The organism is Spirosoma endophyticum (assembly GCF_900112365.1).
Classification (GTDB): domain Bacteria; phylum Bacteroidota; class Bacteroidia; order Cytophagales; family Spirosomataceae; genus Spirosoma; species Spirosoma endophyticum.
This window is the reverse complement of record NZ_FOLQ01000043.1, coordinates 1-21,920: the sequence shown is the minus strand read 5'-3', so window position 1 is coordinate 21,920 and position 21,920 is coordinate 1. Positions and strand designations below refer to the sequence as shown.

Here is a 21,920-nt window from a genome sequence, read left to right as displayed (position 1 = left end):
GTTTCGGACCTGACGTATATCCGTACTGGTGAAGGTTGGATCTATCTGACGATGATTATGGATTTGTATGATCGAAAAGTGATCGGTTGGGCCTTAAGTAAGTCCATGAGGGCCGCTGAGACAACTATACCAGCTTGGCAGATGGCGATAAAAAATCGGCCCATTGAACGAAACCTGATCTTTCATTCAGATCGAGGGGTTCAGTATGCCTGTCATGCTTTTACCAAACTGCTCAAAAAACACCCGTTGGTATTGCAAAGCATGAGTGGGAAAGGTAACTGCTGGGATAATGCCGTGGCGGAAAGCTTTTTCAAGACGTTGAAGTCAGAGTTGGTCTATCAGCAGAATTTCCAGTCGCGAGCCATGGCTAAACAGGCGGTCTTTGAATATATTGAAATTTGGTACAATCGTCAACGGCGACATTCATCGTTAGGCTATCTTTCCCCTTTCGACTATTATAATGGGCAACTGCAACATGTTGCTTAAAGATTTGTCCAGTATTTTGTTGCAAGTCCAAATCGCACTTGGACATCAAATCTAGTCTATTACTTCTAGTAACATATCCTATTGGCAGTGGCTATTGCAAAAGCGAAATGGTTTGTTAACCGGCAATTTTCGCCCACAAATCGAGGGTTTAAGGAGATTTTGTAAAGTGATGGTCACCGAACGACTGACTAGGAAGAATTAAAAGCGCAGTTGACTGACATGAAAAGAACCATTATTTTTGTTGTCCATTTGCTTACCCTCCCTTCACCGGGAAAATGCTCAAACTAGGAGGACGACCTCCCCCATAATGGGATGCTGATTCGGGACGGCCCGGCCTAACAAGGTCAATGCCATGTCTTGGATCTTTCTCGTTTTTGCCGGCTTATTAGAAGTCGTTTGGGCCTATTCTATGAAGCAGTCAGCGGGTTTTACCCGGACCGTTCCCTCTTTGATTACTGTTGTTGCCCTACTGGCTAGCTTCGGCCTGCTAGCGCTAGCTATGCGTACGCTACCCTTAGGCACAGCCTACACGATTTGGACAGGCATTGGAGCAATCGGCGCTTTCCTGCTTGGCATCTTTGTGCTTGGCGAACCGGTCAACATGGTCCGTATAGTCGCGGCCCTGCTGATCCTGACGGGGCTTATCCTAATGATACTTTCTTCACATTAAAAACAGCCGTACCTCTTTACGGGTGATTGACGATAAGCCTCTGGTGAGAGGCCCTCGCCTGTGGTCAAAGTAAGTTAAGGTAAAAACAATTCTCCTTTCCAAGAAATGTACCGTTTCATGAAACCCATGTTTGCTTGCACTGAGGAGGCTTTTTTAAGAATAGCACAAGGGGGAAGCCGAGCCACCCCAGCCCTTTATATGCATCAAGTAATAAAATAGCTCATTCTGGAAGAATACGTATCATGAGATGAATAGCCGCCAGCACGATACGAAAAAGCCTTTGCCAATCTTTATAGCGGCAAAGGCTTTTGTAAAATGGCTTACCCCGGGGGGACTTACTGGCAGACTATGCTTGGGGGCGATCCCAGAAAGCAGGCGGTTCTACGCCCAGGGTGCGTAGATAAACATAAGCCTGACCCCGGTGATGGATTTCATTATCGATCAGGTAAAAAAGAAACCAGTAGATCGGCCCTTCATAGAGACCAAAAGCCTTGTCGACTTCCTGGAAGCGTGCGGGTGGAATCTGGAGCCAATAGGTATTAATCACCTCGGTCACCCGATCCCACTGGGCTAGTACCTGCTCCTTGGTCGTTGCTTTGGGAGATGCCTCCGACCCCTCGCCAATTGAAGACCACTGGCCCGAAACAACGCCCTGCATGCTCTGGTCAGCCATTTGCAGGACTTCATCAATCAGTGCCGAGCAAGGTCGCATACCGCCAAGGGTGTAGGAAAAGAAGTGTTCCTCGGGGTAGGCTTCGATCAACCGGCGGGTGAGTCCCCGGTGTCCCTGCCAATGGGCAAGAAGTTGCTCGGATGAGATGATCTGATCCAATGTTTGGCTAAGCTGCACTGTGTTTTCCATGTCTTGCTCTTAGTTAAAGTTGTCGATTGATTAACAACACAAAGAAAAGCCAGGGGAGTGACAGCGGTATGTCAGTAGTGAAGCCGGTCGACTGTAACTAATCAAGCTCAGCAACACTCGTTAGTTGCTAGCTGGTCGACGCGATTTTCGGCCATGAACCCAACAACGGCAAAGACGGCTTGCCCCCTTTTATGCATGGCAATTAATGAAATTCACCGCCCTGCAAATTAGAACCAGACATAGGGGCAAAACGCCCTATTTATTAAAAGTAATTCGCACTCGTCTCAGGTAGGAGCGTTTCTTGGGACAACTGAATTTAATATCCGTCAACCACTACCCCTAGCATACGCCTCCAATTAAACGCCCTAATTATGGACAGAAAAATCTCATACACCTCATGTTGGGGCGTTATAGCAAACGCCCAACTACTTCATAGTAACTGGGCGTTTACTATAAAAACTGTGTATTGCCTTTAAATCGCTTTTCCTCTCGATTCGAGTTCCTTCTTGATCTGCTTTAAACTATTCACGTTGATAATCACAATAGGTAGTAGAGCGAAGGGGACTACAACTAGGGGGCTAAATCCTTTTTTGATGGATAGTAGTATGGCCATCACAAGAAGCACAGCCAGCATTCCAGCCAGCATACCTGTAACTAGTTTGATTGTTTTGGCTTGTTGTTGAAGCTTCTCTACGCTCATTTGGGAGAACTGGTTCATAAGAAGAAGAAGGGATAGTTGTGGGCTTACAAATAGCGCATTTGCCCGCTAAATATCAACCTACAAACGGGCTAATTTCTACGTGGTGGAAAACGAAGTGCCCAACCACTCGTGATGAGAGGCTGGGCACTTAGCGTTAGCTTGTTGGGATAAGCTGTATACCATGCGTAAGAAGTTAACTGACCGTGTTTCTGCGGCTTATTTCCGCTTGAACACTTTTCAAATTTTTCGAGTACACACTACCCGCTAAAAGAGCACCAATTAGCAAAATAGAGGTCACCATAAAACCGCCTTTATGGGTGGCTGACCAAATGGCAAAGCCAACCAAGAGACCAACAAACAAGGCAAACGGGATTTTCTGGGCGGTCATCTTTTTTTCTTCCGACACTAGTTCATCAAGTGTCATTTCAGCGTAGCTCTTTCGGATAAACATGCCTATGTCTTCTTTATAGATCGATGGGGTGGAAGCCTCAACCGCTTCCCTCAAAAGGAAAGGAAGTGCTAACTTAATTTTACTTCCGCTCCAGTAATTGGGTAAATCTAAGAAACGGACCGCTCCAGCGGCTTGGCGCAGCGGCGGCCGCCAAATTTACGGTCGGCCGCTGCCGTCACTTGGGTTTATTTTGTCTTTTCGGTAAGTAAAACTTGATCCGCCATTGCATAAGCTGTAACAACAACAGAGCGTTTATTGATAATATGCTTTTTATAATATCTTTCCAAGGCAATACGTAGCATACGCACCAAGAAATGGGTATTTCAAAAGACAGCTTTTTTTACTAACTGTCAACAACTATCCGTAGTATACGTGAACGACTAGGTGAAGTGAAACCACCGTTTCAGCCGAAACCTGATGGCCCTAAAAGCGTTCACCAACAGGTTAACTCCCTTGTGCGAATGCGTGGAAAAGTGCAAAGTAGCTTATCCGATTTTTAAAGCCTGACTAAATCTATGCCTGGGTACCTTGTTCACGGTAGGGCTTCTAGTACGCCATCAAAATCGCTCCTACTTCCTTGACCACACGCCAAGAAAACTGTTAGCTACTGGTTTGAACTAGGCGTTGCTAAACAAAGTGCTCGATTATTGGGTAGAGGGGGCAACCAACCACGCTTGAACAAGCGGTTTATCAGCATCGGCTTGGTTCAACTCGCTTCGAACACCATGGGAAAAGGCACCAAACTTTACAGCATTTTTTTCAATAAATGCCCCCGATGTCAACGGGGTAACTTTTTTGCGGTCAATAATGCCTACAACCTGAAGCGATTTGATCAGATGAATCCCCAGTGTGCCTGCTGTGGGGAGCGCTTTGAAAAAGAGCCGGGCTACTACACGGGGGCTTTGTACGTGAGTTATGCCTACTATACGGCGTTGATTGTGGGCTGTTTTCTGGTGATGGAGGTGGCACTAGAGTGGGACCTGAGTTATTTTCTAGGGGTATTGATCGGCTTAATTATCCTCTTGACGCCCCTGTTTTTCCGGCTGGCCCGGTTGACCTGGATCAATTTTTTTATTTCGTTCGATGCCCACAAGCCAACGAGCTGTCCTTGATTAGGAGTGGCCAGTTTGACAGGAATAGCGGGTCGAAACGGGGAAAAGTTTTGGAAGATAGCTGCTTAAATAGCAGGCAAGAAAATGGTAAATTTCTTAGTCAAGTTGCATATGAGATCTTATGAACTGTGTTAAAAGTCTGGGATAGGGACAAGATACTCAGCTGACCAGCTAATTTCGGGTTAATGAATAGCTCAAAAATGGGCTATTTATGGAGCCCCGATTAGGGGTTAGCGACTTTTGCAACAGCCACGCCACTTATATAACAGCAAATTCCAACTAAAACGCTTCATTATCGGTCTAACCACAAATTGACTGGTATGAGAAAGATAATTGGATACTTAGCCTTAGTGGGTTTTCTAGGGGGATGCCATAAGGAAGCTGTCAAGCCGGAGGTTAAAGCGACCATTTTGGGTAGTGTATCCCCTCCATATGCTGGTTGTAACTTTAATTATGAGTTGGTCATTAACAATGAACACTTTCTATCGAAATCCATAGCCGAGCCCTATGATAAAGCAGGTACACAGGTATGGCTCCGTTATCAACTCGATGAAACGTGTAGTCAGTACACACCCAGGCCCACCAATATTATAACTATCACCTCAATTCGAAGCCAGTGATTTTTGTAATAAACCAATACAATTATCAACCTCACGGATTTAAATTTCTTACTTTATATCCTTTACATAAAATCAGTGACTGTTGCAAAAGTCTGAACCGACCCATTTTTAAGTCTTTTGACAACGGTTTTCTAACTCAAATTAGTCCCATATCTTGGATACTACTCGACTTCCTGAACGAACCATTTCCTTTTGCAACAGCCACATCAGTTATACAACAGCTCTCCAGAAAGTACAATGCCTGGCTACTTTAATCAGCAGTCAGGCATTGTACTTTTTCCCTGTTATGCGGAGTGTGCGACGCGTTTATAGACTCGGGGCGTTGCCCGGGCGCGGGTCCGACCCAAACACCAAGATTTTTCTTAGACATAGACCACCCCAATTGTACTTTAAAAAGAATAACAAACATTTATCGATTAAGCAAGGGTATACAACTACCTATACGCCCACTGTACTTATAGATGAAACTATCTAGTCTTAGATAAGCCATCTGAAGATTAGGTTGGTTAAAGGAGCTTGAAATTTTTTGAGCTCCTTTTTTGTGTACAGCTGGGGTGGTCCATGCCTCAGAAAAATCCCGTGGCCGTAGGACACGAAAAAGGACCCCTCCAGCAGAAGAGCCCTTTATGGCAATCCTATGATAATTCATGCATAATAAAAATCCCACCTGGCTTCAAGCTATCAATTTGGGGCTACGTACAGTTGTACAGGGTAGACTATCCCTGGTGAGATGTCGTCCCCGGCAGGGCTCACTCCGCAGATGCGCGCAAGGCTAGCTTACCCAAACTCAGTTACCAGCTGCCTCAGTCGATATACAGAATCCGATCGACCAGCTTACCCGAATGATTAAAACCCTGACTAACCCGATGCCGAAGCCAGGCAAAAAGTCTTTCTGGCACCGGCTATTCGGTTAATAAAAGTTAGCGACTTAAGTATTTCTGTACGTCGGTCGCTATTACTCCTACTGCCTCAACCGCAGTCACTAATTGAGCCTTCGTACAGCCAAATTTCTTGGTCCAGTAAGCTACCTCATAATCTTCGTGGACATTGACTCGCTTATCATCAGCGGGTCCGGTGTTCTTCTTATCGTCTGCCATAGCCATCAAGTGGTTTAAATGAGAACAAGGGGGTAACTAAAACAGTTGAGACGGTCGGCCGTTGCCGTACTCCACCACCAAGCGCATTTAACTATCTCCTTATTAGCGATTTACAAGCAAATATATGCTTTTGCCGTTCGTTTTATAGCAGTTAATAATTTTGCCGTTTAGGTACGTGTAAGAGCCGGTACCGCAACGGCGGACCGTGCCGGAGCGGGCCAATTTTGATGCTTTTAAGCCTTTAAACCCCGTTAAGACCATCCAAGCCCGAAATACAGCGGTCAGCGACCCAAACTCTTACTATAAATAGCGCAAGTTTCACTAGATTTTGTTTAACATTATAGTGTGTATTCTTAAACAAAAATTTAGAACATAATGTCTAACTGGCACATAACCAGAGTATAACTTTTACAGCGACTTCGCCATGAAAAAACCTCAGTTAGGCAATAAAGCAAATCTCAGACAGTATAGAACTTTGCTTAACCAAGAAGGTCGAGCACCAAGTGAAATAAAGCCAAATCAATCATTATGGAACCTGTTAATTATGCTTTTTCGCCAAATATGAACCTGGGCTTCCTATTGCCTTCCTCAATAAAACACAATGTCTGGTCACTAATTAGAGTGGCTAAATATGGTACTTTTTAAAGGCCTGTTGTATAACTCACGTGGCTGTTGCAAAAGTCGGTACTGATCTGAATCGACCGTTTCAGCCTCCTGTTTCCGAGCAAAATTTGGTTGAATCAGGCCCAATATATGAGCCTAATCAATCCTCTTCAGAGTTTTGCAACAGCCACTCACATTATGTAAATGAATTATTTTCAGAGTATTTACAAGTGCTGCATAGCTATTACTCTCAATTACTTTCAATTAAGCTGAGTTAATTCGCTCTGCTAAACTCATAAGCAGGCAAATCTTGAGCCCTGCCTAAATCTAAATACATTCGATTCTGATTTAGATATAATCCGGGATTACGGATATACCAATTGTCTGCTCTAGGTTGAGCATTGGTTTTGATCAGTAAACCGTAATCAGTCTTTACTATTTCATAATCAACTTTGTCGCTCTGGACACCGTCTTGTACAAGACTAATCTGGGTCTCGTCGATAATAAGTTCTACATTAGGTACAGTAGGGTTCGGAGTCATGACAGAGACCTTTATAAGCTTCCACTTACCGGCTAACCACATCCTTGCTTGTTGCGGATTTTGGGTGTGTTCTTTTAAGGGGTCGCCTTCCGAATCGATTATAGGATCGACCTCGGCTGTTTTATGACAACTTGTGATTCCAAAAGCCATGAGTACCCATAAACATAAAACAATATTTTTCATACTTCCGCAGATTAGTTCATCCTCAAGTAGGACCTCAAAAAAGATAGTAAGGTTGGATTTAGTCGTATGCTACGGATTGTGTTGGACAGAGATTAAAAAATTGCTGTCTTAACTATACACTCCTAAGATGAAGGAGAAGTAATGTAGGTGCTTCTTTAAGTGGGCTTTGCACGAACTTGACCAGGAAGACAAGTTACAAGTTCTACTCATCGAGTGTCGATGTCAGATCCGCTCGAGAATAGCGATTATCACCCCGCTTACTCCGTTTTATCTTCCAGCAAGCAATGGCTTCCGGTAAAGATGCCCCCGGGTTATCAGCCCGGAAATCGCGAATGTACTGATTGTATTCAAATTGAGGCCCTATCTCGGAGCGCAACGAGGTGTCGACTTTCCGCAGCTGTTCCGCTTGCCAATACTGCACCGCATCGCCAAACGTTTTGGTTGGGTTTTCCTTACAGAACTTCATCAGCCCGACCGTAAAATGAAAGTGGGGGCCAATCACCAATGTAAAGAAAGCCCGGACAGCGTTGCCACTGGTGTAGCGGGTCGTGATGGGAGCATCCAGAGCGACCAAAAGGGGACCTGCCGAGCCTGGTTTGCGCTTGGATGTAATAGGCTCCAAGGGTGGCTGTCCCGTTCGCAGCCACTGCGCAATACGATCCGTAATGGCTACTTTACTCCCCGTTGTTTTAAGCCCATGCGCTCGACAGAAATCAACTAGTTCTTGCTTTAGCCAGTAGTAGGCTAAAAAATCGGTGACTGGTGTTAATGGGGTAAGGAAGGGTCTTTTCATATAATACGGATGGTACCGCGGTGGCCGGTCCGCCGGTGCGGTACCACTTGACAGGTATTAAAACAGGCTTTCCCATTAAACGCTCGATTCAAGGAGCACCTACATGATAGCTCCTTAGTTTCAAGGGGGAACGTTTTTTGAAACAAATCGTACTCGAGAAGCGGACGAGGTAAAATCATTCCCCTATCGATCAATTATAGGGCTCTTTTTTTGGTTACCCTTCGGCTCCAGTACACGATAATGGGAACACCCAGCAGGGTCGGCAGAAACCAGCCCATTAAGCTCACTCTAGATGAGCTGTTGACGACCAGAAAAGCTGTGTAAGCGGCAATACTGGTACCGACCATGCGCGTCAGGTGAACCAGTAACCAGGTAGATGGCGCTACCCCCTGTTGTTTGAATAAGTGCCAATCCTGCCACAACATGCGAAACGAACTTTGAGCGAAAAAGATGAAGACCACCCCAAAATAATCGCGCTGAAAAAGAATGTAAATTCCGTAGCCCAGGAAGTAAAGACTGAATAACAGCATCAAAACGGATGTCGCTCGCTCTAGTAGACCGGTTTGATTGAGCAATCCCTGGCGTTTTTGGCGCAGGATGGCGTAGCCGGTAATGTTCATGTAGCCGCTGAAAATACCCACCGCAAACAGAAACGGGATGTGGTGCAAGATGGCCAGTACCAGGGCTGAGCTAGCCACCACCAGCATGGCATAGTAGAAGGCAATACCGAGGCGGCGGTGGGCTAGCCCCCCTTTTTTGACGGCAATGGCCAGGGGCCCCGTCAGCAAGCCAATACTGCCGGCGATAATATGAACCACTAAAAAGGAATTGTAAAGCATGGTTGTTAATGGCCCCTGTTGGGTAGCTGACAGATCACCGGCAAACATGCTTATCTTATCAGGGTTTTGCAAGCAACGGGGATGAATAACAAGAAAAAGGGGTGAATGGAGAGGGGGACTTTAGAGATAACCAACTAAACAGCCAAGCCGCTGGAGCGACAAATCCCCGACCGCCACGGGGGACCGTTTACCATAATGAAGGCTTCTCAGTTATAGAGTCTTATTTGAGAATAAGTTCAGGAGTTGCCAATAAGGTCTATCCCTGCGATGGCTTTCTCAAAGGCAGGCCATGAATTTTCCGCTAAAAAGGCAAAACAAACTCAAGTGACGGCAGCGGCCGACCGTGAATTTGATCCCTTTTTCTAGATTTACCCAAGTTTGCCAAAGCGTTGGCCCGGCGGCAGCGGCCGGCCGTCTCTTTGTCTGGCTGTGCCCTATGATTTATCGTCGTCTGAAGGTTTTAGTAGGTAGGTTTCGTTGGGATACTGTCCCCAACTTGTCAGTAACCCCTGCGTCGGCTTTATTGCTTAACCCGTTTCAAATCCAGATCCTGAAAATCGAAACTAAAGTCGGTTAGGGGAGAAATCGGCTTCATGTTAATGGAGGCGGGTTTCATGGTTTCATCGGGCTGAAAGGTCACGTAGGCATCGGCATCGAAGCTGCGGTTGTTCCACTTGACGATGAACGTATTGTTTTTGTAAAAAAAAAGTTCGCCCGTCAGCTTGGGCGACCGTAATGCGTGGAACCACAGTTTACCGGCTTTCTGACTAATCTCTACATCGCCAAACCAGTTATCTCGATAGATACCCGAATAGATCGAACCGTCAACCTTGGCTATATTGCTTCTTTGTTGCTTTTCGATCGTGTCCCACGTCTCTTTCGTGATTTTATTGGCTTCATCCTGACTTTTTTTCACCCGGTCGCTGTACACCTTCACCCAATCGGTGGGTGGAAGCCCTAAATAACTGTCTTTGATGGTGTTGGTCACGGCGCTGAAGGCGGCACCGGATTGCTGATTCGTGAAGACAATGATGCCCAACCGGAGTTCGGGCAGTAGGGTTACCTGGGTCACCATGCCTGCCAGGCCACCCGTATGCGACACTTGTTTGTAGCCCTTTACATCGCTTAAGCCCCAGCCGAGTCCGTAAGCGGCAAAATGCGTCATATAGGGGGGTGTAGGGGTAGGGCTTACGGGCTGGATTGTTTGCGGGCTCCACATATCGGCCTGGACTTTCTCGCTGAATAACTGGTTGTTGAGGTTTGCCCCATATTTACCCCCATTTAACTGGGCGATGACCCATTTGCTCATATCGGCTACGCTGGAGTTAATCCCCCCCGCCGAATTGCCAAAGCGGAACCTATCCCGGCTAATCACCTGTACGGTCCCGTTAACCGGGGCATGGGCATCAATAACATTCACTTTATCCGTCAATCGGCTATAGGTGCCAGCACTGCGCGTCATCTGGAGCGGTTTCATGATGCGTTCTTCGATGAATGCTTCCCAGCTTTGGCCACTTACCCGTTCGATCACTTCACCGGCTACCATATACAGCAGGTTGTCATAGTCATACTTGGTGCGAAAGCCCGAAACGGGTTTCAGGTAGCGGAGGTTATGAATAACGTCTTTCATGGTAAACGTACTCGAATCGGGCCAGAACATCAGATCGCCCGCCCCCAGGCCTAGCCCACTTCGGTGGGTCAGTAAATCCCGGATGGTAAACGCTTCGGTGACATAGGCATTGTACAGTCTAAACTCGGGTATGTAGTCAATCACCTTGTCGTCCCAGTTGAGTTTTCCCTCATCCATGAGCATACCCAGGGCCGCAGCCGTAAAGGCTTTACTGTTGGAGGCAATGCCAAACAGGGTGTGCTCATCGACCTTTTCCTTAGTTTTCAATGAGCGTACGCCGTAGCCTTTGGCGTGGATCACTTTCCCATCCTTAACGATGGCGACGGCAATGCCCGGTACATCAAAGGTGGATCGCGTACGTTGTACGACATCATCGATTTGCAGAGCCGTAATGACCTGGGCGTTGGCGAGCTGGGGCACCGTACCAGCTAACAGGGTAAAGCCGATAAGGAAGTAGAGTCGTTGCTTTTTCATGGAGTGAGGTCAGGTAAAGAAAACAAAGAAAGCAGATTTTCCGGTAGGGCCAAGCGGTAAAACGGACCCGCCACACGTCGCTTCATCAGAAAGCACGGCGTCTCATAGGTAGCTGTAGGGGACCCGGTTCACGTTGTCGTGTAATTTTTTTCGTCGCCACGATTTGTACGGAAGACTCATCAAGTAGGTCTTTGGGTGGCAACGCTGAACTTGGTTCTGGTACATGTACTTTCAGTGTAGCGCTTAGGTAAACTTCATAAAATACATCGACCAAACCGCTAGCTACCCATAGCAACAAGGTGCCTAATTCTTTCCTTTCTTGGCGCTATTCGGAGCGGGTAACTGATTGGCACCTGTCGGAAAGAAGACGCTCTTTCGCATATACGCATCGTGCTTGTCCCGGCCCACCTGACCCGAACTAATGTAGCATTCAGCGATACAAAAGCGGTTTAAAAACTCGGGTGTATTCAGTATTTGATGCTTTTCATCGGCCGTAAACTGGCTGTAATAATCCCGTAGACTCGCGTGCGCAAAAATCTGCTTCTCTTCCAGGGTGTAATTAGCCACCGTCTCCAAGGCTTCCTTCAACTTGTGTTTAGATGTCTCTTCTATTTCCCGGCTAGCTTCCAAAGAATTTACCTCTTTAAACGCTATCGTAAACTCCAACGAACTGACTTTTCGACCCACTCCCATGGTGACGTACGATACGTCCAAATCCGTGAATTTGCTAATCTGCTCCATAGCAGGCTCTAAAATCCGAATGCGGATGTTGGAGAACTCTTCGTAGGACTTACTGGTGGCCCCCATGATTTCTTTAAACGCATTCAAATCAATCACCCACTTTCCCCGCCAGGCATGTCGGGATAAATACGAATACAGTAACTGGGCGTATTCGCTGGTTAGTTTCAGAGCTGCATACAGTTCAAACTGCGCAAAGTTATTTCCTAACTCAAGAAACCCTGGAATTAATAGCGGATGGAGTTGCAACATGATGACGCCTTTGCCCCGTATGTATTGAGCGGTAGGAAATACGGTTAAATGGGTATAAACACCTTCCTCTGTCTCCCAGTCAACGGCGCGCTTACCCAACAGTTTTATTATGTCCTTGATATAGGTTACGCTCCATTTCACGTCATTGGCAATAATGTCTGACGAATGAAAATAAAAGGTCAACGCGCCATAGGGCTTAACCTGGTCCGGGTTTCGATATTGAATGTTTCGGATCTGATTCAATACCAACCAGTACAATCGACGTTCCAGTACGGTCAGATGCATAAGCGCATGTAATAAGCGCATGGGCTCCCGAACAATCGATTTGACGATCATCTCGTTGGTCTGAGCCGAGTGCAACTCGAACGATTGACTTTTCGTGTTCGACTTTTTGACGGTCTCGCTATAGAAATCAATAGCTAATTGATTATTCTCTTGGGTGACCTGTTGATGCCTTCCTTTTCGGGCCGCATTTCTGGAAGAACGAGCGGGAAGACTGGAGGATTCCATTGGCTTATCCATGTTTTAAAACGTGTAGGCACCCATCAGCCTTAAAAAACAAGGTCTTTGGTACTGACTAGTAGACAAATGTACTAGTTGACAGCAAGATTACAAGTGTACTGGTAATGTAAGGATAGAAATTTGGGTACGTATGCCTATTGATATATAAAAACAGTTTACTATGGCTTTGCTATTTCAAAAATTACGTTTTCTCTTGCCTAGTCTTCTTCTTGTAGACAGTCCTACTAAAACGCTACCTATAGCTTGAAGGGTAGTAGATTAATGGGCTTCTAGACGCCTAAGCCCAGTTTTTACTGGGTATATCTGGCTAAAACAGTAGCGGATTTGTAAGGGTTGGAACGTATTTATTGTAGCGGATTTGTAAGGGTCACCCACCCAGCGCCATTAACCAGACCATAATTTAATTTGAGAAATATTTCAAATCCAACTAATAAAATAAAATACAAATTTTTGCCATGTATAAATAAGTGAAATGACAGGGGAACCAGGCCATTTCACTACACGAAATTGATCGCGTCAAACGTCTCTCAAACAGAGCAAATTTGTAAGGGTATTGGCTGATAATTACGAACATTGGGCTGGTAACCTATTGATTATAAGGCAAAAAAGAATAGTTTTTGGTACAAATCGTAGGCCAATTGAAAAAAATAGCGGATTTGTAAGAGTCGTAGTGGATTTGTAAGGATAAACGCCTGACAGGAAGCGGATTTGTAAGGATACAGTAGTGGATTTGTAAGGAAAAAAGCAGTGGATTTGTAAGGAAAAGCAGTGAATTTGTAAGGTGACGTAGCAGATTTGTAAGGTGACGTAGCGGATTTGTAAGCATTAAGGTTAGTAAAATACTAACAATCAGCGCGTTGATCACCCCCTATTGTCTATCTTATCCATTCGTAAGAAAAAAAAAGACTATAAATTCCTATAAATAATGGATTTAACGGCTTCTAAAGAAAAAATAGCGTGGAGAAGAATCAAAAAATAAGAGAAATCGGTAAAGTACATTCGTAACAAATAATTAAGTTTCGTTTGAAACGAAACTTAATATATAGATATTTGTCTTAGGAAATTGCCTTATACCCTTAATGGAATCAGTAGACAATCCAAGCATCGAACCAGATAAGCTGCAATCTAAGGAGCAGCGACGACTCGAATTAGCCAACGACTTCTTGGAAATCTGTGACCGGCTCAACAACGGTTACGAAAGCGGCTTATATTGGGAGGATGTACAACGAGCCTTACGTATTGCAACTGGATTAGAGAAGTGGCGGCAACGGCCGACCGTCAGAATAATTCATCCGTAAAAGCCCATTTGGATTTTTTAAGCTCCTCTACTAAGTAAATAAGTAATTAGGCAATAGCTAAACAAACAGTCCGGGCCTGCAACGGCGATCCGTGACGTTTCGGCAAAATTTCGATAATTGGTATGCCACAGGTGAAAAGAAAACACTATGACGCGGCCTATTACGCGCTCATGCTCCAGGATCTGACCCAAATCATGAATCAGGTTCCCAAACTACGGGCGGACCGGGATAGCTGGGACATTGAGGGCGACTGGGCGGATACTGGAACCATTCATTTTGTAGATGCGGCCTACCAGCCGTATTTCACCCGCTTTACGGATTTTGATTGCCGTTCCATTAAAATCGTCAATTATGGCCGTCCCGCCGTCCGAATGAGCTTCTTTAAAGAACATAAATTCTGGGTGATTAAAGATAAAGATCTACCCAGGGATGAGAAAATTGCCCGGATCCAGTTATACCTCAATGACCTGGGTTCCAAAGAAGATCGGATGCGGAGCAAACTGCATAAACTCTCCGGATCGGAGCTGACCCAGGCCAAAGCCAATATCGCGCTCTGGCAATCGGAACAAACAGCCTGGAAGGAGCTGATGGCTCACGTTGATACGATTGAAATGGCCATCTCTAATTACGAAAGGGTGCATAAGTATGTTACGCTCAACTACAAGTTTATCTTGAATGAGGAGGGGGATTTTGCTAATGAGCAGGAGCACATGCTCAATCCGCAGAAAGATAGAACCGGTACTATCAATCAACCACGGTATAACATCATTTTTATTGACACGGACCATATTAGGCGGGATCATCCGTATCAAAGCAAACAAATCGATAAGTACCTGGGCGGATTTGGGCTCAAATCGCAGGCTGGTCTCTACACCTTGTACGCTCGTATTCGTCCCGAATTGGATAGCATAGCGTCGTTCGAAACATCGACATCGACCCTAAACGGTCAGCCCATTATTGAACCGCTGAGCGCGGTTTCCCGGAGACGGACCAAGCCAAAGCCCGCACCCTTATTCGATCAATCCTCCGAGCAGGAATATTGATTCAAGACAAACCCACTTATGGAACCTGCCTTATTTACAGGAACTACAATTTTAAATGAGTCTATAAGGATTAGTCAGAGGGTGGAGCAATCCCCTCATCATTTAATTGACCTGATTTTTACCGAAGCCCTTTTACGAATCAGTAATTATCTTCCGGAATGGGAAGTTGAGTTGGTCAATGATTCAGAAACTTGGCCTGATTACATGGCAGAGGTTGCTTCTTTACTAGTAAAGCATGTATGTGGGGGTTAACGACAAATTTGGGGTAAAATCCCAATCTAGGGTATGTAATATTCTATCTATCAGATACTTATCCTCAACAATTGTCGTATAAAATCGCGTTTACTAAAGGGTTTACTAATGTAAATAGTTGCGAGGGATTATTCATGTCTACCTTACAAATCCGCCCTTTTTTTCGCCTGATAAAGGCCTACGGACGAACTCAACGTTCATCACCAACCCAGCTTTTTGGCCGCGTTATGCTGCTTGATCGAATCCAGCCGGGTATAGCGACGTATCATAGCACTAGTCTTGTGCTTAGTCTGCTGCATGACCTCCGAGTCATCCGCTCCGTTGAGTTTGGCTGTCGTCACAAACGAAGCCCGCATCGAGTGGGCGGAGTATCGTTTTCCCACGTGTTTCTTGACAATGGCGCCAATCGACTGGTCGGTCAGGCGCTCCTGGGTCAGTTCATTCCCCTTTCGGATGCGCACCAGTAAAGGTCCTTTCGTTCGCTCCAACAGGGCAACCCACTTTTGCAGCGTGCGCACCGGACAGATTTGGCTGTCAGGACTGTAGAACAGCGCTTTTTCTTCCCGCTGACCGGTCTGGTTGGTTTTACTACCGAAGTAGGTGATTACCACACCGTCGTCTGAAAAGTGAAGCTGCTCGACATTGAGCGCCACTAGCTCGGAGCGGCGGAAGGCCCCCGTAAACCCTAGCAGCAGTACCACTTTATCACGCAGAGGGGAAAAGCGGGGTACGCCCTTACTCTCCGTCACGATCTCGCGCAAGATCCCCTTTAACTGATTCGCTCCAAAGGCGGGTGCCTGCTCAGCATGCGTACCGTGTTCGCGCTGAATACCCTTCAGGGTTGCTTTCAGCCAGCGATCATCTACGGGGCTGGGAATTTCACGCAGTTCGTGCCACTTGCGAACGGCTGACAGCCGGCGGGCGATCGTCGCCCACTTGCGATGCGGAGCCAAGGCTGATACGTACTGACCCAGCACGGCGGGTGTGGCGGGTAGCGCCGTCACTCCCTGCTGCTGACACCATCCTCGATAGTGCTCTAGATCGGCCCGGTAAGCCCGCTCGGTGTTAGCGGCTCCCTGTAATCCTTTCAATAGATACTTTTGCTGCTCATCCCCCACAGTAGGCAAGGGAACCAGCGATAAAGAGTCAGTATGGACGGTTGGTGACAATGGTATGTTTTCGCTCTTCATCTCTTCTACTAATTATGATCCATTCAGCGAATCGCCATTAAGTTGATTCAGATGGATTTGCGCTAAAGGTATGATTTTATGTTTACTATCGATAATGTTTACTTATCAATAGTAAACATACATTTAAGAAATAGTAAAATTAATACAATAAGTTAGAATAGATAAATCGATTAAACCTCCGCAAGTACACTTAATATGTTATTATAAATCTAGAAATTATGACTAAAACGTTTAAATATCTATCTAAAGCATTTGATTTTTAACACGTTTTATGCATGTTTACAAAAACATGCATGTCTATTATGGAGAATTTAACGATGAACGAATTTCGGCGTCAGGTGGGTGAATATATTAACCAGACGTATTATGCGGAAAAAGCTTTTGTACTAACTAAAGGGGAAAAGAAAGTGGCGGCCTTGGTACCTATGGCCATGCTCAATCGTATGACCGAGTTGGAGGCTTTTTACGCGCAAACCCTGGCGGATAAAACACCTATAAACTCATCGGATAGCGAAGCTACCGAAACGAACCAGGAAGCAGCATCATAAACGATAGTTGATCTATTAACGTGGCTAAGATTTTTAATACTGTAGTCGTTGGTAACCAAGGCACCAAGGGTCAATCAAACGCATGCAAAGGCCGAAAACAGACGGGTAGCTGAAACGACTTATCCGAAGTATACAGCACATAGTACTTTTCTGAAAAATTTTATCTGCAAAAGTTTCAATAGGGCCACTGCTGAAACTTTGTCTTGCCAATCCGTGCATAGCAAGAATGAACTGGCTACCTTTTACTGGACAAAACAAGGTCATCTGGACTGGCTACCTTTTGGTAGCCAGTCCAGATGACCTTGTTTTGGTAAATTGGCTATTTCTGTCGTCCTTGGGCCAAACTTTAATTTTAGTACAATGCCTACAGGAAGCGTCAAATTTTTTAATGAGAGTAAAGGCTTCGGCTTTATCAAACCCGATGATGGGGGTGAAGATGTATTTGTTCACATATCAGCTACCAGCGAAGAACTCCGGGAGAATGACAAAGTAACGTACAATGTCGAACAGGGCAAAAAGGGCTTGAATGCAGTCAACGTCAAGCGCAGTTAATCCCATCGAGATCTGTCCCAACGTAGTAAAGAGAGAATAGGCGGCAAAGCCTGTTCTTTCATTTTAGGAGTAAGCCGGCTAGCATCTACTGACTCACATGTTCGTAGGATTAGTAGATGAAAATGAAACTGCTGGAATAGATACGATTGTATTACTGATTTATATAGAAGATGAAATAATAGTATAACAATGCCAGTAAATACGCTTCTAAGTTCTTTATCAATTATTGGTATTTTTCATAGATGCGATTAAAAAAGATAACGGTCTAGCGAATGTTTTCTAATTTTTAAGATAAATGACTAACTATCTTCTTGAAGTATGACAAGCGTTCATCGGTCCAAGGGTTTTCGTGAACGAAAATAAAGAATTACTAAATTGTATTTTTTGTAAAAAATACATGACAGCTCCTTTGAAATTCATGTTGATAGAAATAGGATATTTCCTGTATAGTCCACTTTAGCTTGATGGCACCAATCTGATTGGACAATTAGATTGGTGCAGGTATAGACTGGAAACTAATAAGTACGGTCGAAGCTCAGTCTTCCAAAAAATCAAGATCCCGACCATGGGTTTCAGGAATCGTTAGGATGGCATAGAAACCCAGCAAGAAGCAGAAGAAGCCGACAAGTGCCCCAGCATTGATAATATTCAGCGAAGGTTTAAGCGCCTGATAGGTCAGTGTCATCGGAATAACTAATCCGCGGACCATATTCGGAACTGTTGTGGCAGCTGTAGCGCGTAAGTTGGTACCGAATTGCTCGGCACCGATGGTAACGAACATAGCCCAGTAGCCAATGCCAAAGCCCATGGCCAGACATAGGATATAGAGAAGGGAGGCACTTTTGACGCCAAAATACAAGTAAATAATACTAAACAGCAAAGCAATGCCCATGAGCAGGGCAACTGCTTTCCGGCGCGAAGCCATGGATTGACTAATAAAACCGCTGGCCAGATCGCCAAAGGCCAGACCAACATAACACCACATAATAGCTATACCGGGTTGAACTTCTTCAGCAATCCCTAATGCCGTTCCAAATTCATTGCTGAACGTTGCCAGAATACCAATCACGAACCAGGTTGGCAAGCCGATGGTAATGCACTTGAGGTAACGGCTTAACCGGTTCCGGTTTGTGAAAAAGGATAAGAAATTACCCCGGCGGATATGATTCTGCTCCGTTATGCTCGTGAACATGCCCGACTCTACTACGCCGATACGGAGCAACAGTAGACCAATGCCTAAACCCCCACCTATTAAAAATGCCAGTTGCCAATCGAATAGCTTAACGGTAAAATAGGCGACTACGGCCCCAAACAGACCAACTCCAGCCACCAGTGAAGTGCCAATGGCGCGCTTCTCGGTTGGCAAAATCTCGCTGACCAGCGTAATACCGGCACCTAACTCACCGGCAAGGCCTATGCCCGCTACAAAACGCATCAGGGCATAGTAGGTGACTGGATCCATGAACGTAACGTTTTTGATAAAGCCACAGGCAATGTTAGCCAGAGAATAGGTAAGGATACTTCCGAACAATACGGATAACCTTCCTTTTTTATCACCCAATACGCCCCACAGAATCCCACCCAGCAAAAGACCCCCCATTTGCCAGTTGAGGATGATAGAGCCGACGGTTGAAATTTGGTCGGTACTCAGGCCGAGATCGCTCAGACTAGGCACGCGCACAATACCGAACAGGAGTAAATCATAAATATCGACGAAATAGCCAAGAGCGGCTACAAGGACGGGAAGGCTAAAAAAACCAACGGTTGATGAATCGGTTTGTGGAGGGGCAGTAGGAACAGCCATGGGTAAGAAATGAATGGTTAACAGGAAGGGCGTATCCTTAGCCAAGTGGGTGGGTCAACCACGTACCGAAGTCAGGTAAATCACCGTCATCAGTCAACCCTTGTGAATGTATTCGTTGATTAGTATTCCTAGGCAAAGCGTTCGGGACGAAACGCCGAAATATCCATACTGGATACACGTTGGTCAATTAGTTCGCTGACTAGCTTACCCGAGGCCGGGCCCAGGCTAAGGTGTCCTTAACCCATGAAAGTGAGCCAGTGAAAAATAGAGTAAAAACTTAAATTTCACTAGCTCACTTTCATGGGTTCAAGACACCCTCTATACAAGCCCCGAAAACAGGCCGAATTGTCGTTTAGAAAAGGGAAGAGAAAATCCTGTATGATGAATTGGTTAAAGTGGAGAATTCGTTTAGATTGTATGATGCGTGGCGAGTCATGAAAAAAACGGTTTCTGTCCTGCTTTTTTTGAGCGTTATTTCGGTTAAAGCTCAGATAACCAATCCCTTTTCGTTCCACTACGATCAGACGCCCCCTGTTCAAATCGAAGGCCGACAACTAACAAATCCGTGGGCGGGGGGCCTAAACGCCCCACAATATTCAACGCTACGCTTAAATACAGATACCCGTGATGACCTGGCGGTTTTCGACCGAACAACAGGCAAAGTCAGTACGTTTATCGCGACCGATAGCCCAACGGGTAGTGGGATCGTATGGCAATATGCGCCCGAGTATGAAACGACCTTCCCAGCGCATCTAAATGCATGGATGCTTCTAGTAGATTATGATGGGGATGATCGAGCCGATTTATTTACATCAGCATCCGGTGGGGTACGGGTCTTCCACAACGAAGGGACAAACGGGAAAACCGTTTTTACCCCGGTGGCGGATCCCCTGCTGAGTGAAGGCTTTACCAGCCGAAATCCCCTCTTTATCTATTCGACGGATATGCCCGCCATTGTAGATTATGATGGGGACGGGGATATTGATATTATTACCTTCGACTCCAGTGGCAATTCAATTGCCTATCACCAAAATATGAGCGTGGAGCGGACTGGCCTGCCGAGTGGGCTGGATTTTAAACGATACCCGAATTTGTGCTGGGGCCATTTTCAGAAAGAATACTGCAATGATTTTACGTTCGGGTTTGTGTGCGGGGATGGTTCGGGTCGACTGGGCAACCAGCGGAGTATGAATATGCCCAGTGGTGGTCGACCTTTGCACACGGGCAATACAATCACGATGCTGGATACGGACGGCGATGGCAAGAAGGATATGCTGTTTGGCTTTGTGAGTTGCGAAAATGTGGCTCGCCTGCGTAACACCGGCACCAACGATGTCAATGCCAACTTCACCAGTTATGACTCGTTATTTCCGGCCCGTTCGCCCATTCTGTTTCCGGCCTTTCCGGCGACCTTCTGGGCGGATGTGGACGGGGATGGCGTAAAGGATCTGCTGGCATCGCCCAATGTAAGCGCCAATGCGAATGGCGTGTTCGACTTTCAGGCGTCGTCCTGGTTGTATAAAAATACCGGCTCTAATCAGAAACCTGACTTTCAGTTGATTCAGAAGGATTTTCTCCAGGCCGACATGTTGGATCTGGGTGAGCGGGCCGCCCCGGCGCTGGCCGATTTGGATGGCGATGGGGATCTGGACCTGCTGGTCGGCTTCGCCGGATCAGGCACCGGAACGAGTCGACGTGCCAGTTTATGGCATTTCGAGAATACGGGTACTACTCAGCGGCCGGCCTTTAGGCTGGTGACCACCGATTACCTGGGTATGGGGCAATCCCTTCAATTGACCCATCCAGTCCCTTCCTTCGCTGACCTAGACAACAACGGTAGCCTAGACCTGGTCGTGATGGGCGTCAGTACGAGCGAAGTAGAGGTGCGTGTTTGGGTCAATACCGCTCCCTTAGGCAGGGGGGTACAACTGAACTTATCCTCAGCCATTCGCTGGCCAACCCGCGATCTTTTGAGCCCGGCGGATCTGCTAACCGTCTCGGATGTCGATCGGGACGGCCGGGCTGACCTGTTGATCAGCAACGCCAGCCTGGGAACGATTCAGTTTTATCGCAATGCGGGCAGTGCTACAACGCCTGTTTTCCAACTACAGAATCAAACGGTGGGTGGATTTACGCGGGATGATTACGGGTATGCCAAAGCCCGATCGCTGGTGGTCGCCGATGTAAATGGGGATCAGAAAAATGAGCTATTGGTAGCGGCCGATAACGGTACCGTTCGCCTGTATCAATACCCGGATGATATAAATCAATCCTTCGTTCTGTTGGATTCGTTACCGGCTATTGGAAAGCCAGGGGCGGCTGTACGTCGTCAAGTAAAAGTGGACAGATGCGGGTGAAAAGAGAAGAGATGGTTTTAGCCACTTTGGGCTCGCTGAAAAATATGACTTTTCCGGCGTTGAGACAAACTTAGCTGCTTAGTTTTTTGCCGTTCGGCCAAGATCTGATCCTGGCGGCCCCAGTAAGCATCGGCTGGCCGTACGTTGTCCAGTGATTCATGGTACCGTTGATGATTATAATAGTCTACCCACTCCGTTAGGCGAGTTCTTAGTTCATCCGGACTGTAGTAGTGTTCCAACAACAGAACGTTCTTCATCGAGCGATGGTAACGTTCGATCTTTCCTTGGGTCATAGGATGAAAC

General features: G+C 46.1%; 22 protein-coding genes. 10 read left to right on the top strand and 12 right to left on the bottom strand.

Translation table 11 applies throughout. From position 1 onward, the window contains the following. Together BM202_RS34825 and BM202_RS34820 are read left to right on the top strand one after the other, a co-directional pair. A partial coding sequence (locus BM202_RS34825; RefSeq protein ID WP_143100866.1) for an IS3 family transposase occupies window positions 1-486 on the top strand: 486 nt, incomplete at its 5' end. Between the two features lie 352 nt (window positions 487-838). Beyond that, the gene (locus BM202_RS34820; protein WP_093834951.1) at window positions 839-1,156 is read left to right on the top strand and encodes a DMT family transporter; all 318 of its coding nucleotides are present in this window, start codon (window positions 839-841) and stop codon (window positions 1,154-1,156) included. Window positions 1,157-1,502: 346 nt separating this feature from the next. Here BM202_RS34820 and BM202_RS34815 read toward each other — a convergent pair whose 3' ends face one another. The 3 genes from BM202_RS34815 to BM202_RS34805 form a co-directional block, all read right to left on the bottom strand. Next, a complete protein-coding gene (locus BM202_RS34815) occupies window positions 1,503-2,018 on the bottom strand; it encodes a DinB family protein (RefSeq protein ID WP_093834949.1) in 516 nt (171 codons plus the stop codon). Between the two features lie 472 nt (window positions 2,019-2,490). Continuing rightward, on the bottom strand, window positions 2,491-2,736 hold the full coding sequence (locus BM202_RS34810; protein WP_093834948.1) for a redox-active disulfide protein 2: 246 nt from the start codon (window positions 2,734-2,736) through the stop codon (window positions 2,491-2,493). 175 nt (window positions 2,737-2,911) lie between these two features. Next, window positions 2,912-3,223 (bottom strand): hypothetical protein, encoded by a 312-nt coding sequence (locus BM202_RS34805; protein WP_245776925.1) that lies wholly within the window; start codon window positions 3,221-3,223, stop codon window positions 2,912-2,914. 620 nt (window positions 3,224-3,843) lie between these two features. Between BM202_RS34805 and BM202_RS34800 the strand changes: the two genes are divergently transcribed. Beyond that, on the top strand, window positions 3,844-4,281 hold the full coding sequence (locus BM202_RS34800; protein WP_245776924.1) for a DUF983 domain-containing protein: 438 nt from the start codon (window positions 3,844-3,846) through the stop codon (window positions 4,279-4,281). A gap of 320 nt (window positions 4,282-4,601) precedes the next feature. Continuing rightward, on the top strand, window positions 4,602-4,901 hold the full coding sequence (locus BM202_RS34795; RefSeq protein WP_093834946.1) for a hypothetical protein: 300 nt from the start codon (window positions 4,602-4,604) through the stop codon (window positions 4,899-4,901). A 920-nt stretch (window positions 4,902-5,821) separates the two neighbouring features. Here the strand turns inward: BM202_RS34795 and BM202_RS34790 are convergent. From BM202_RS34790 to BM202_RS34765, 6 genes are all read right to left on the bottom strand, one after another. Next, complete coding sequence (locus tag BM202_RS34790) at window positions 5,822-5,998, bottom strand: DUF3606 domain-containing protein (protein ID WP_093834953.1); 177 nt, start codon at window positions 5,996-5,998, stop codon at window positions 5,822-5,824. Window positions 5,999-6,875: 877 nt separating this feature from the next. Then, window positions 6,876-7,325, bottom strand: a complete 450-nt coding sequence (locus BM202_RS34785) for a hypothetical protein (RefSeq protein ID WP_093834944.1) — start codon at window positions 7,323-7,325, stop codon at window positions 6,876-6,878. A 202-nt stretch (window positions 7,326-7,527) separates the two neighbouring features. Then, window positions 7,528-8,118: a DUF6434 domain-containing protein gene (locus BM202_RS34780; protein ID WP_093834942.1), complete on the bottom strand. Its 591-nt coding sequence runs from the start codon at window positions 8,116-8,118 to the stop codon at window positions 7,528-7,530. Between the two features lie 194 nt (window positions 8,119-8,312). After that, entirely contained in the window at window positions 8,313-8,957 is a 645-nt protein-coding gene (locus BM202_RS34775) for a DUF2306 domain-containing protein (protein WP_143100865.1), read from the bottom strand. Window positions 8,958-9,477: 520 nt separating this feature from the next. Beyond that, a complete protein-coding gene (locus tag BM202_RS34770) occupies window positions 9,478-11,061 on the bottom strand; it encodes a serine hydrolase (RefSeq protein ID WP_093834938.1) in 1,584 nt (527 codons plus the stop codon). Between the two features lie 303 nt (window positions 11,062-11,364). Further along, window positions 11,365-12,561: a replication initiation protein gene (locus tag BM202_RS34765; RefSeq protein ID WP_177236812.1), complete on the bottom strand. Its 1,197-nt coding sequence runs from the start codon at window positions 12,559-12,561 to the stop codon at window positions 11,365-11,367. Between the two features lie 1,091 nt (window positions 12,562-13,652). Between BM202_RS34765 and BM202_RS34760 the strand changes: the two genes are divergently transcribed. The 3 genes from BM202_RS34760 (at window position 13,653) to BM202_RS34750 (ending at window position 15,166) form a co-directional block, all read left to right on the top strand. Beyond that, window positions 13,653-13,871, top strand: a complete 219-nt coding sequence (locus BM202_RS34760) for a hypothetical protein (RefSeq protein ID WP_093834934.1) — start codon at window positions 13,653-13,655, stop codon at window positions 13,869-13,871. Window positions 13,872-13,993: 122 nt separating this feature from the next. Further along, window positions 13,994-14,914, top strand: coding sequence for a hypothetical protein (locus BM202_RS34755; RefSeq protein ID WP_177236811.1), 921 nt, complete (start codon window positions 13,994-13,996; stop codon window positions 14,912-14,914). Window positions 14,915-14,932: 18 nt separating this feature from the next. Continuing rightward, the gene (locus tag BM202_RS34750; protein ID WP_093834932.1) at window positions 14,933-15,166 is read left to right on the top strand and encodes a hypothetical protein; all 234 of its coding nucleotides are present in this window, start codon (window positions 14,933-14,935) and stop codon (window positions 15,164-15,166) included. 200 nt (window positions 15,167-15,366) lie between these two features. Here the strand turns inward: BM202_RS34750 and BM202_RS34745 are convergent, their stop codons facing one another. After that, window positions 15,367-16,356, bottom strand: coding sequence for a site-specific integrase (locus BM202_RS34745; RefSeq protein WP_093834930.1), 990 nt, complete (start codon window positions 16,354-16,356; stop codon window positions 15,367-15,369). A gap of 302 nt (window positions 16,357-16,658) precedes the next feature. Here BM202_RS34745 and BM202_RS34740 point away from each other — a divergent pair, with 302 nt between their 5' ends. Both BM202_RS34740 and BM202_RS34735 read left to right on the top strand, forming a co-directional pair. After that, window positions 16,659-16,904: a type II toxin-antitoxin system Phd/YefM family antitoxin gene (locus tag BM202_RS34740; protein WP_093834928.1), complete on the top strand. Its 246-nt coding sequence runs from the start codon at window positions 16,659-16,661 to the stop codon at window positions 16,902-16,904. A gap of 360 nt (window positions 16,905-17,264) precedes the next feature. After that, window positions 17,265-17,456, top strand: a complete 192-nt coding sequence (locus BM202_RS34735; protein WP_093834926.1) for a cold-shock protein — start codon at window positions 17,265-17,267, stop codon at window positions 17,454-17,456. A 535-nt stretch (window positions 17,457-17,991) separates the two neighbouring features. On the opposite strand, the gene BM202_RS34730 is transcribed toward BM202_RS34735, so the two are convergent. Beyond that, window positions 17,992-19,260 carry an MFS transporter gene (locus tag BM202_RS34730; RefSeq protein WP_093834924.1) on the bottom strand — a complete coding sequence of 423 codons (1,269 nt, stop codon included), beginning with the start codon at window positions 19,258-19,260 and terminating at the stop codon, window positions 17,992-17,994. A gap of 434 nt (window positions 19,261-19,694) precedes the next feature. Here BM202_RS34730 and BM202_RS34725 point away from each other — a divergent pair, with 434 nt between their 5' ends. Further along, a complete protein-coding gene (locus BM202_RS34725; protein ID WP_093834922.1) occupies window positions 19,695-21,617 on the top strand; it encodes an FG-GAP repeat domain-containing protein in 1,923 nt (640 codons plus the stop codon). A 17-nt stretch (window positions 21,618-21,634) separates the two neighbouring features. Here the strand turns inward: BM202_RS34725 and BM202_RS34720 are convergent. Beyond that, a partial coding sequence (locus BM202_RS34720) for an integrase core domain-containing protein (RefSeq protein WP_143100758.1) occupies window positions 21,635-21,920 on the bottom strand: 286 nt, incomplete at its 5' end.

Excerpts from the sequence above, each read along its gene's own strand:
- BM202_RS34740 (WP_093834928.1), top strand. The coding sequence starts at position 16,659 with ATGGAGAATTTAACGATGAACGAATTTCGGCGTCAGGTGGGTGAATAT.
- BM202_RS34815 (WP_093834949.1), bottom strand. The coding sequence starts at position 2,018 with ATGGAAAACACAGTGCAGCTTAGCCAAACATTGGATCAGATCATCTCA.
- BM202_RS34770 (WP_093834938.1), bottom strand. The coding sequence starts at position 11,061 with ATGAAAAAGCAACGACTCTACTTCCTTATCGGCTTTACCCTGTTAGCT.
- BM202_RS34725 (WP_093834922.1), top strand. The coding sequence starts at position 19,695 with ATGAAAAAAACGGTTTCTGTCCTGCTTTTTTTGAGCGTTATTTCGGTT.
- BM202_RS34790 (WP_093834953.1), bottom strand. The coding sequence starts at position 5,998 with ATGGCAGACGATAAGAAGAACACCGGACCCGCTGATGATAAGCGAGTC.
- BM202_RS34730 (WP_093834924.1), bottom strand. The coding sequence starts at position 19,260 with ATGGCTGTTCCTACTGCCCCTCCACAAACCGATTCATCAACCGTTGGT.
- BM202_RS34785 (WP_093834944.1), bottom strand. The coding sequence starts at position 7,325 with ATGAAAAATATTGTTTTATGTTTATGGGTACTCATGGCTTTTGGAATC.
- BM202_RS34750 (WP_093834932.1), top strand. The coding sequence starts at position 14,933 with ATGGAACCTGCCTTATTTACAGGAACTACAATTTTAAATGAGTCTATA.
- BM202_RS34775 (WP_143100865.1), bottom strand. The coding sequence starts at position 8,957 with ATGCTTTACAATTCCTTTTTAGTGGTTCATATTATCGCCGGCAGTATT.
- BM202_RS34760 (WP_093834934.1), top strand. The coding sequence starts at position 13,653 with ATGGAATCAGTAGACAATCCAAGCATCGAACCAGATAAGCTGCAATCT.
- BM202_RS34735 (WP_093834926.1), top strand. The coding sequence starts at position 17,265 with ATGCCTACAGGAAGCGTCAAATTTTTTAATGAGAGTAAAGGCTTCGGC.
- BM202_RS34795 (WP_093834946.1), top strand. The coding sequence starts at position 4,602 with ATGAGAAAGATAATTGGATACTTAGCCTTAGTGGGTTTTCTAGGGGGA.
- BM202_RS34810 (WP_093834948.1), bottom strand. The coding sequence starts at position 2,736 with ATGAACCAGTTCTCCCAAATGAGCGTAGAGAAGCTTCAACAACAAGCC.
- BM202_RS34780 (WP_093834942.1), bottom strand. The coding sequence starts at position 8,118 with ATGAAAAGACCCTTCCTTACCCCATTAACACCAGTCACCGATTTTTTA.
- BM202_RS34745 (WP_093834930.1), bottom strand. The coding sequence starts at position 16,356 with ATGAAGAGCGAAAACATACCATTGTCACCAACCGTCCATACTGACTCT.
- BM202_RS34765 (WP_177236812.1), bottom strand. The coding sequence starts at position 12,561 with ATGGAATCCTCCAGTCTTCCCGCTCGTTCTTCCAGAAATGCGGCCCGA.
- BM202_RS34820 (WP_093834951.1), top strand. The coding sequence starts at position 839 with ATGTCTTGGATCTTTCTCGTTTTTGCCGGCTTATTAGAAGTCGTTTGG.
- BM202_RS34755 (WP_177236811.1), top strand. The coding sequence starts at position 13,994 with ATGCCACAGGTGAAAAGAAAACACTATGACGCGGCCTATTACGCGCTC.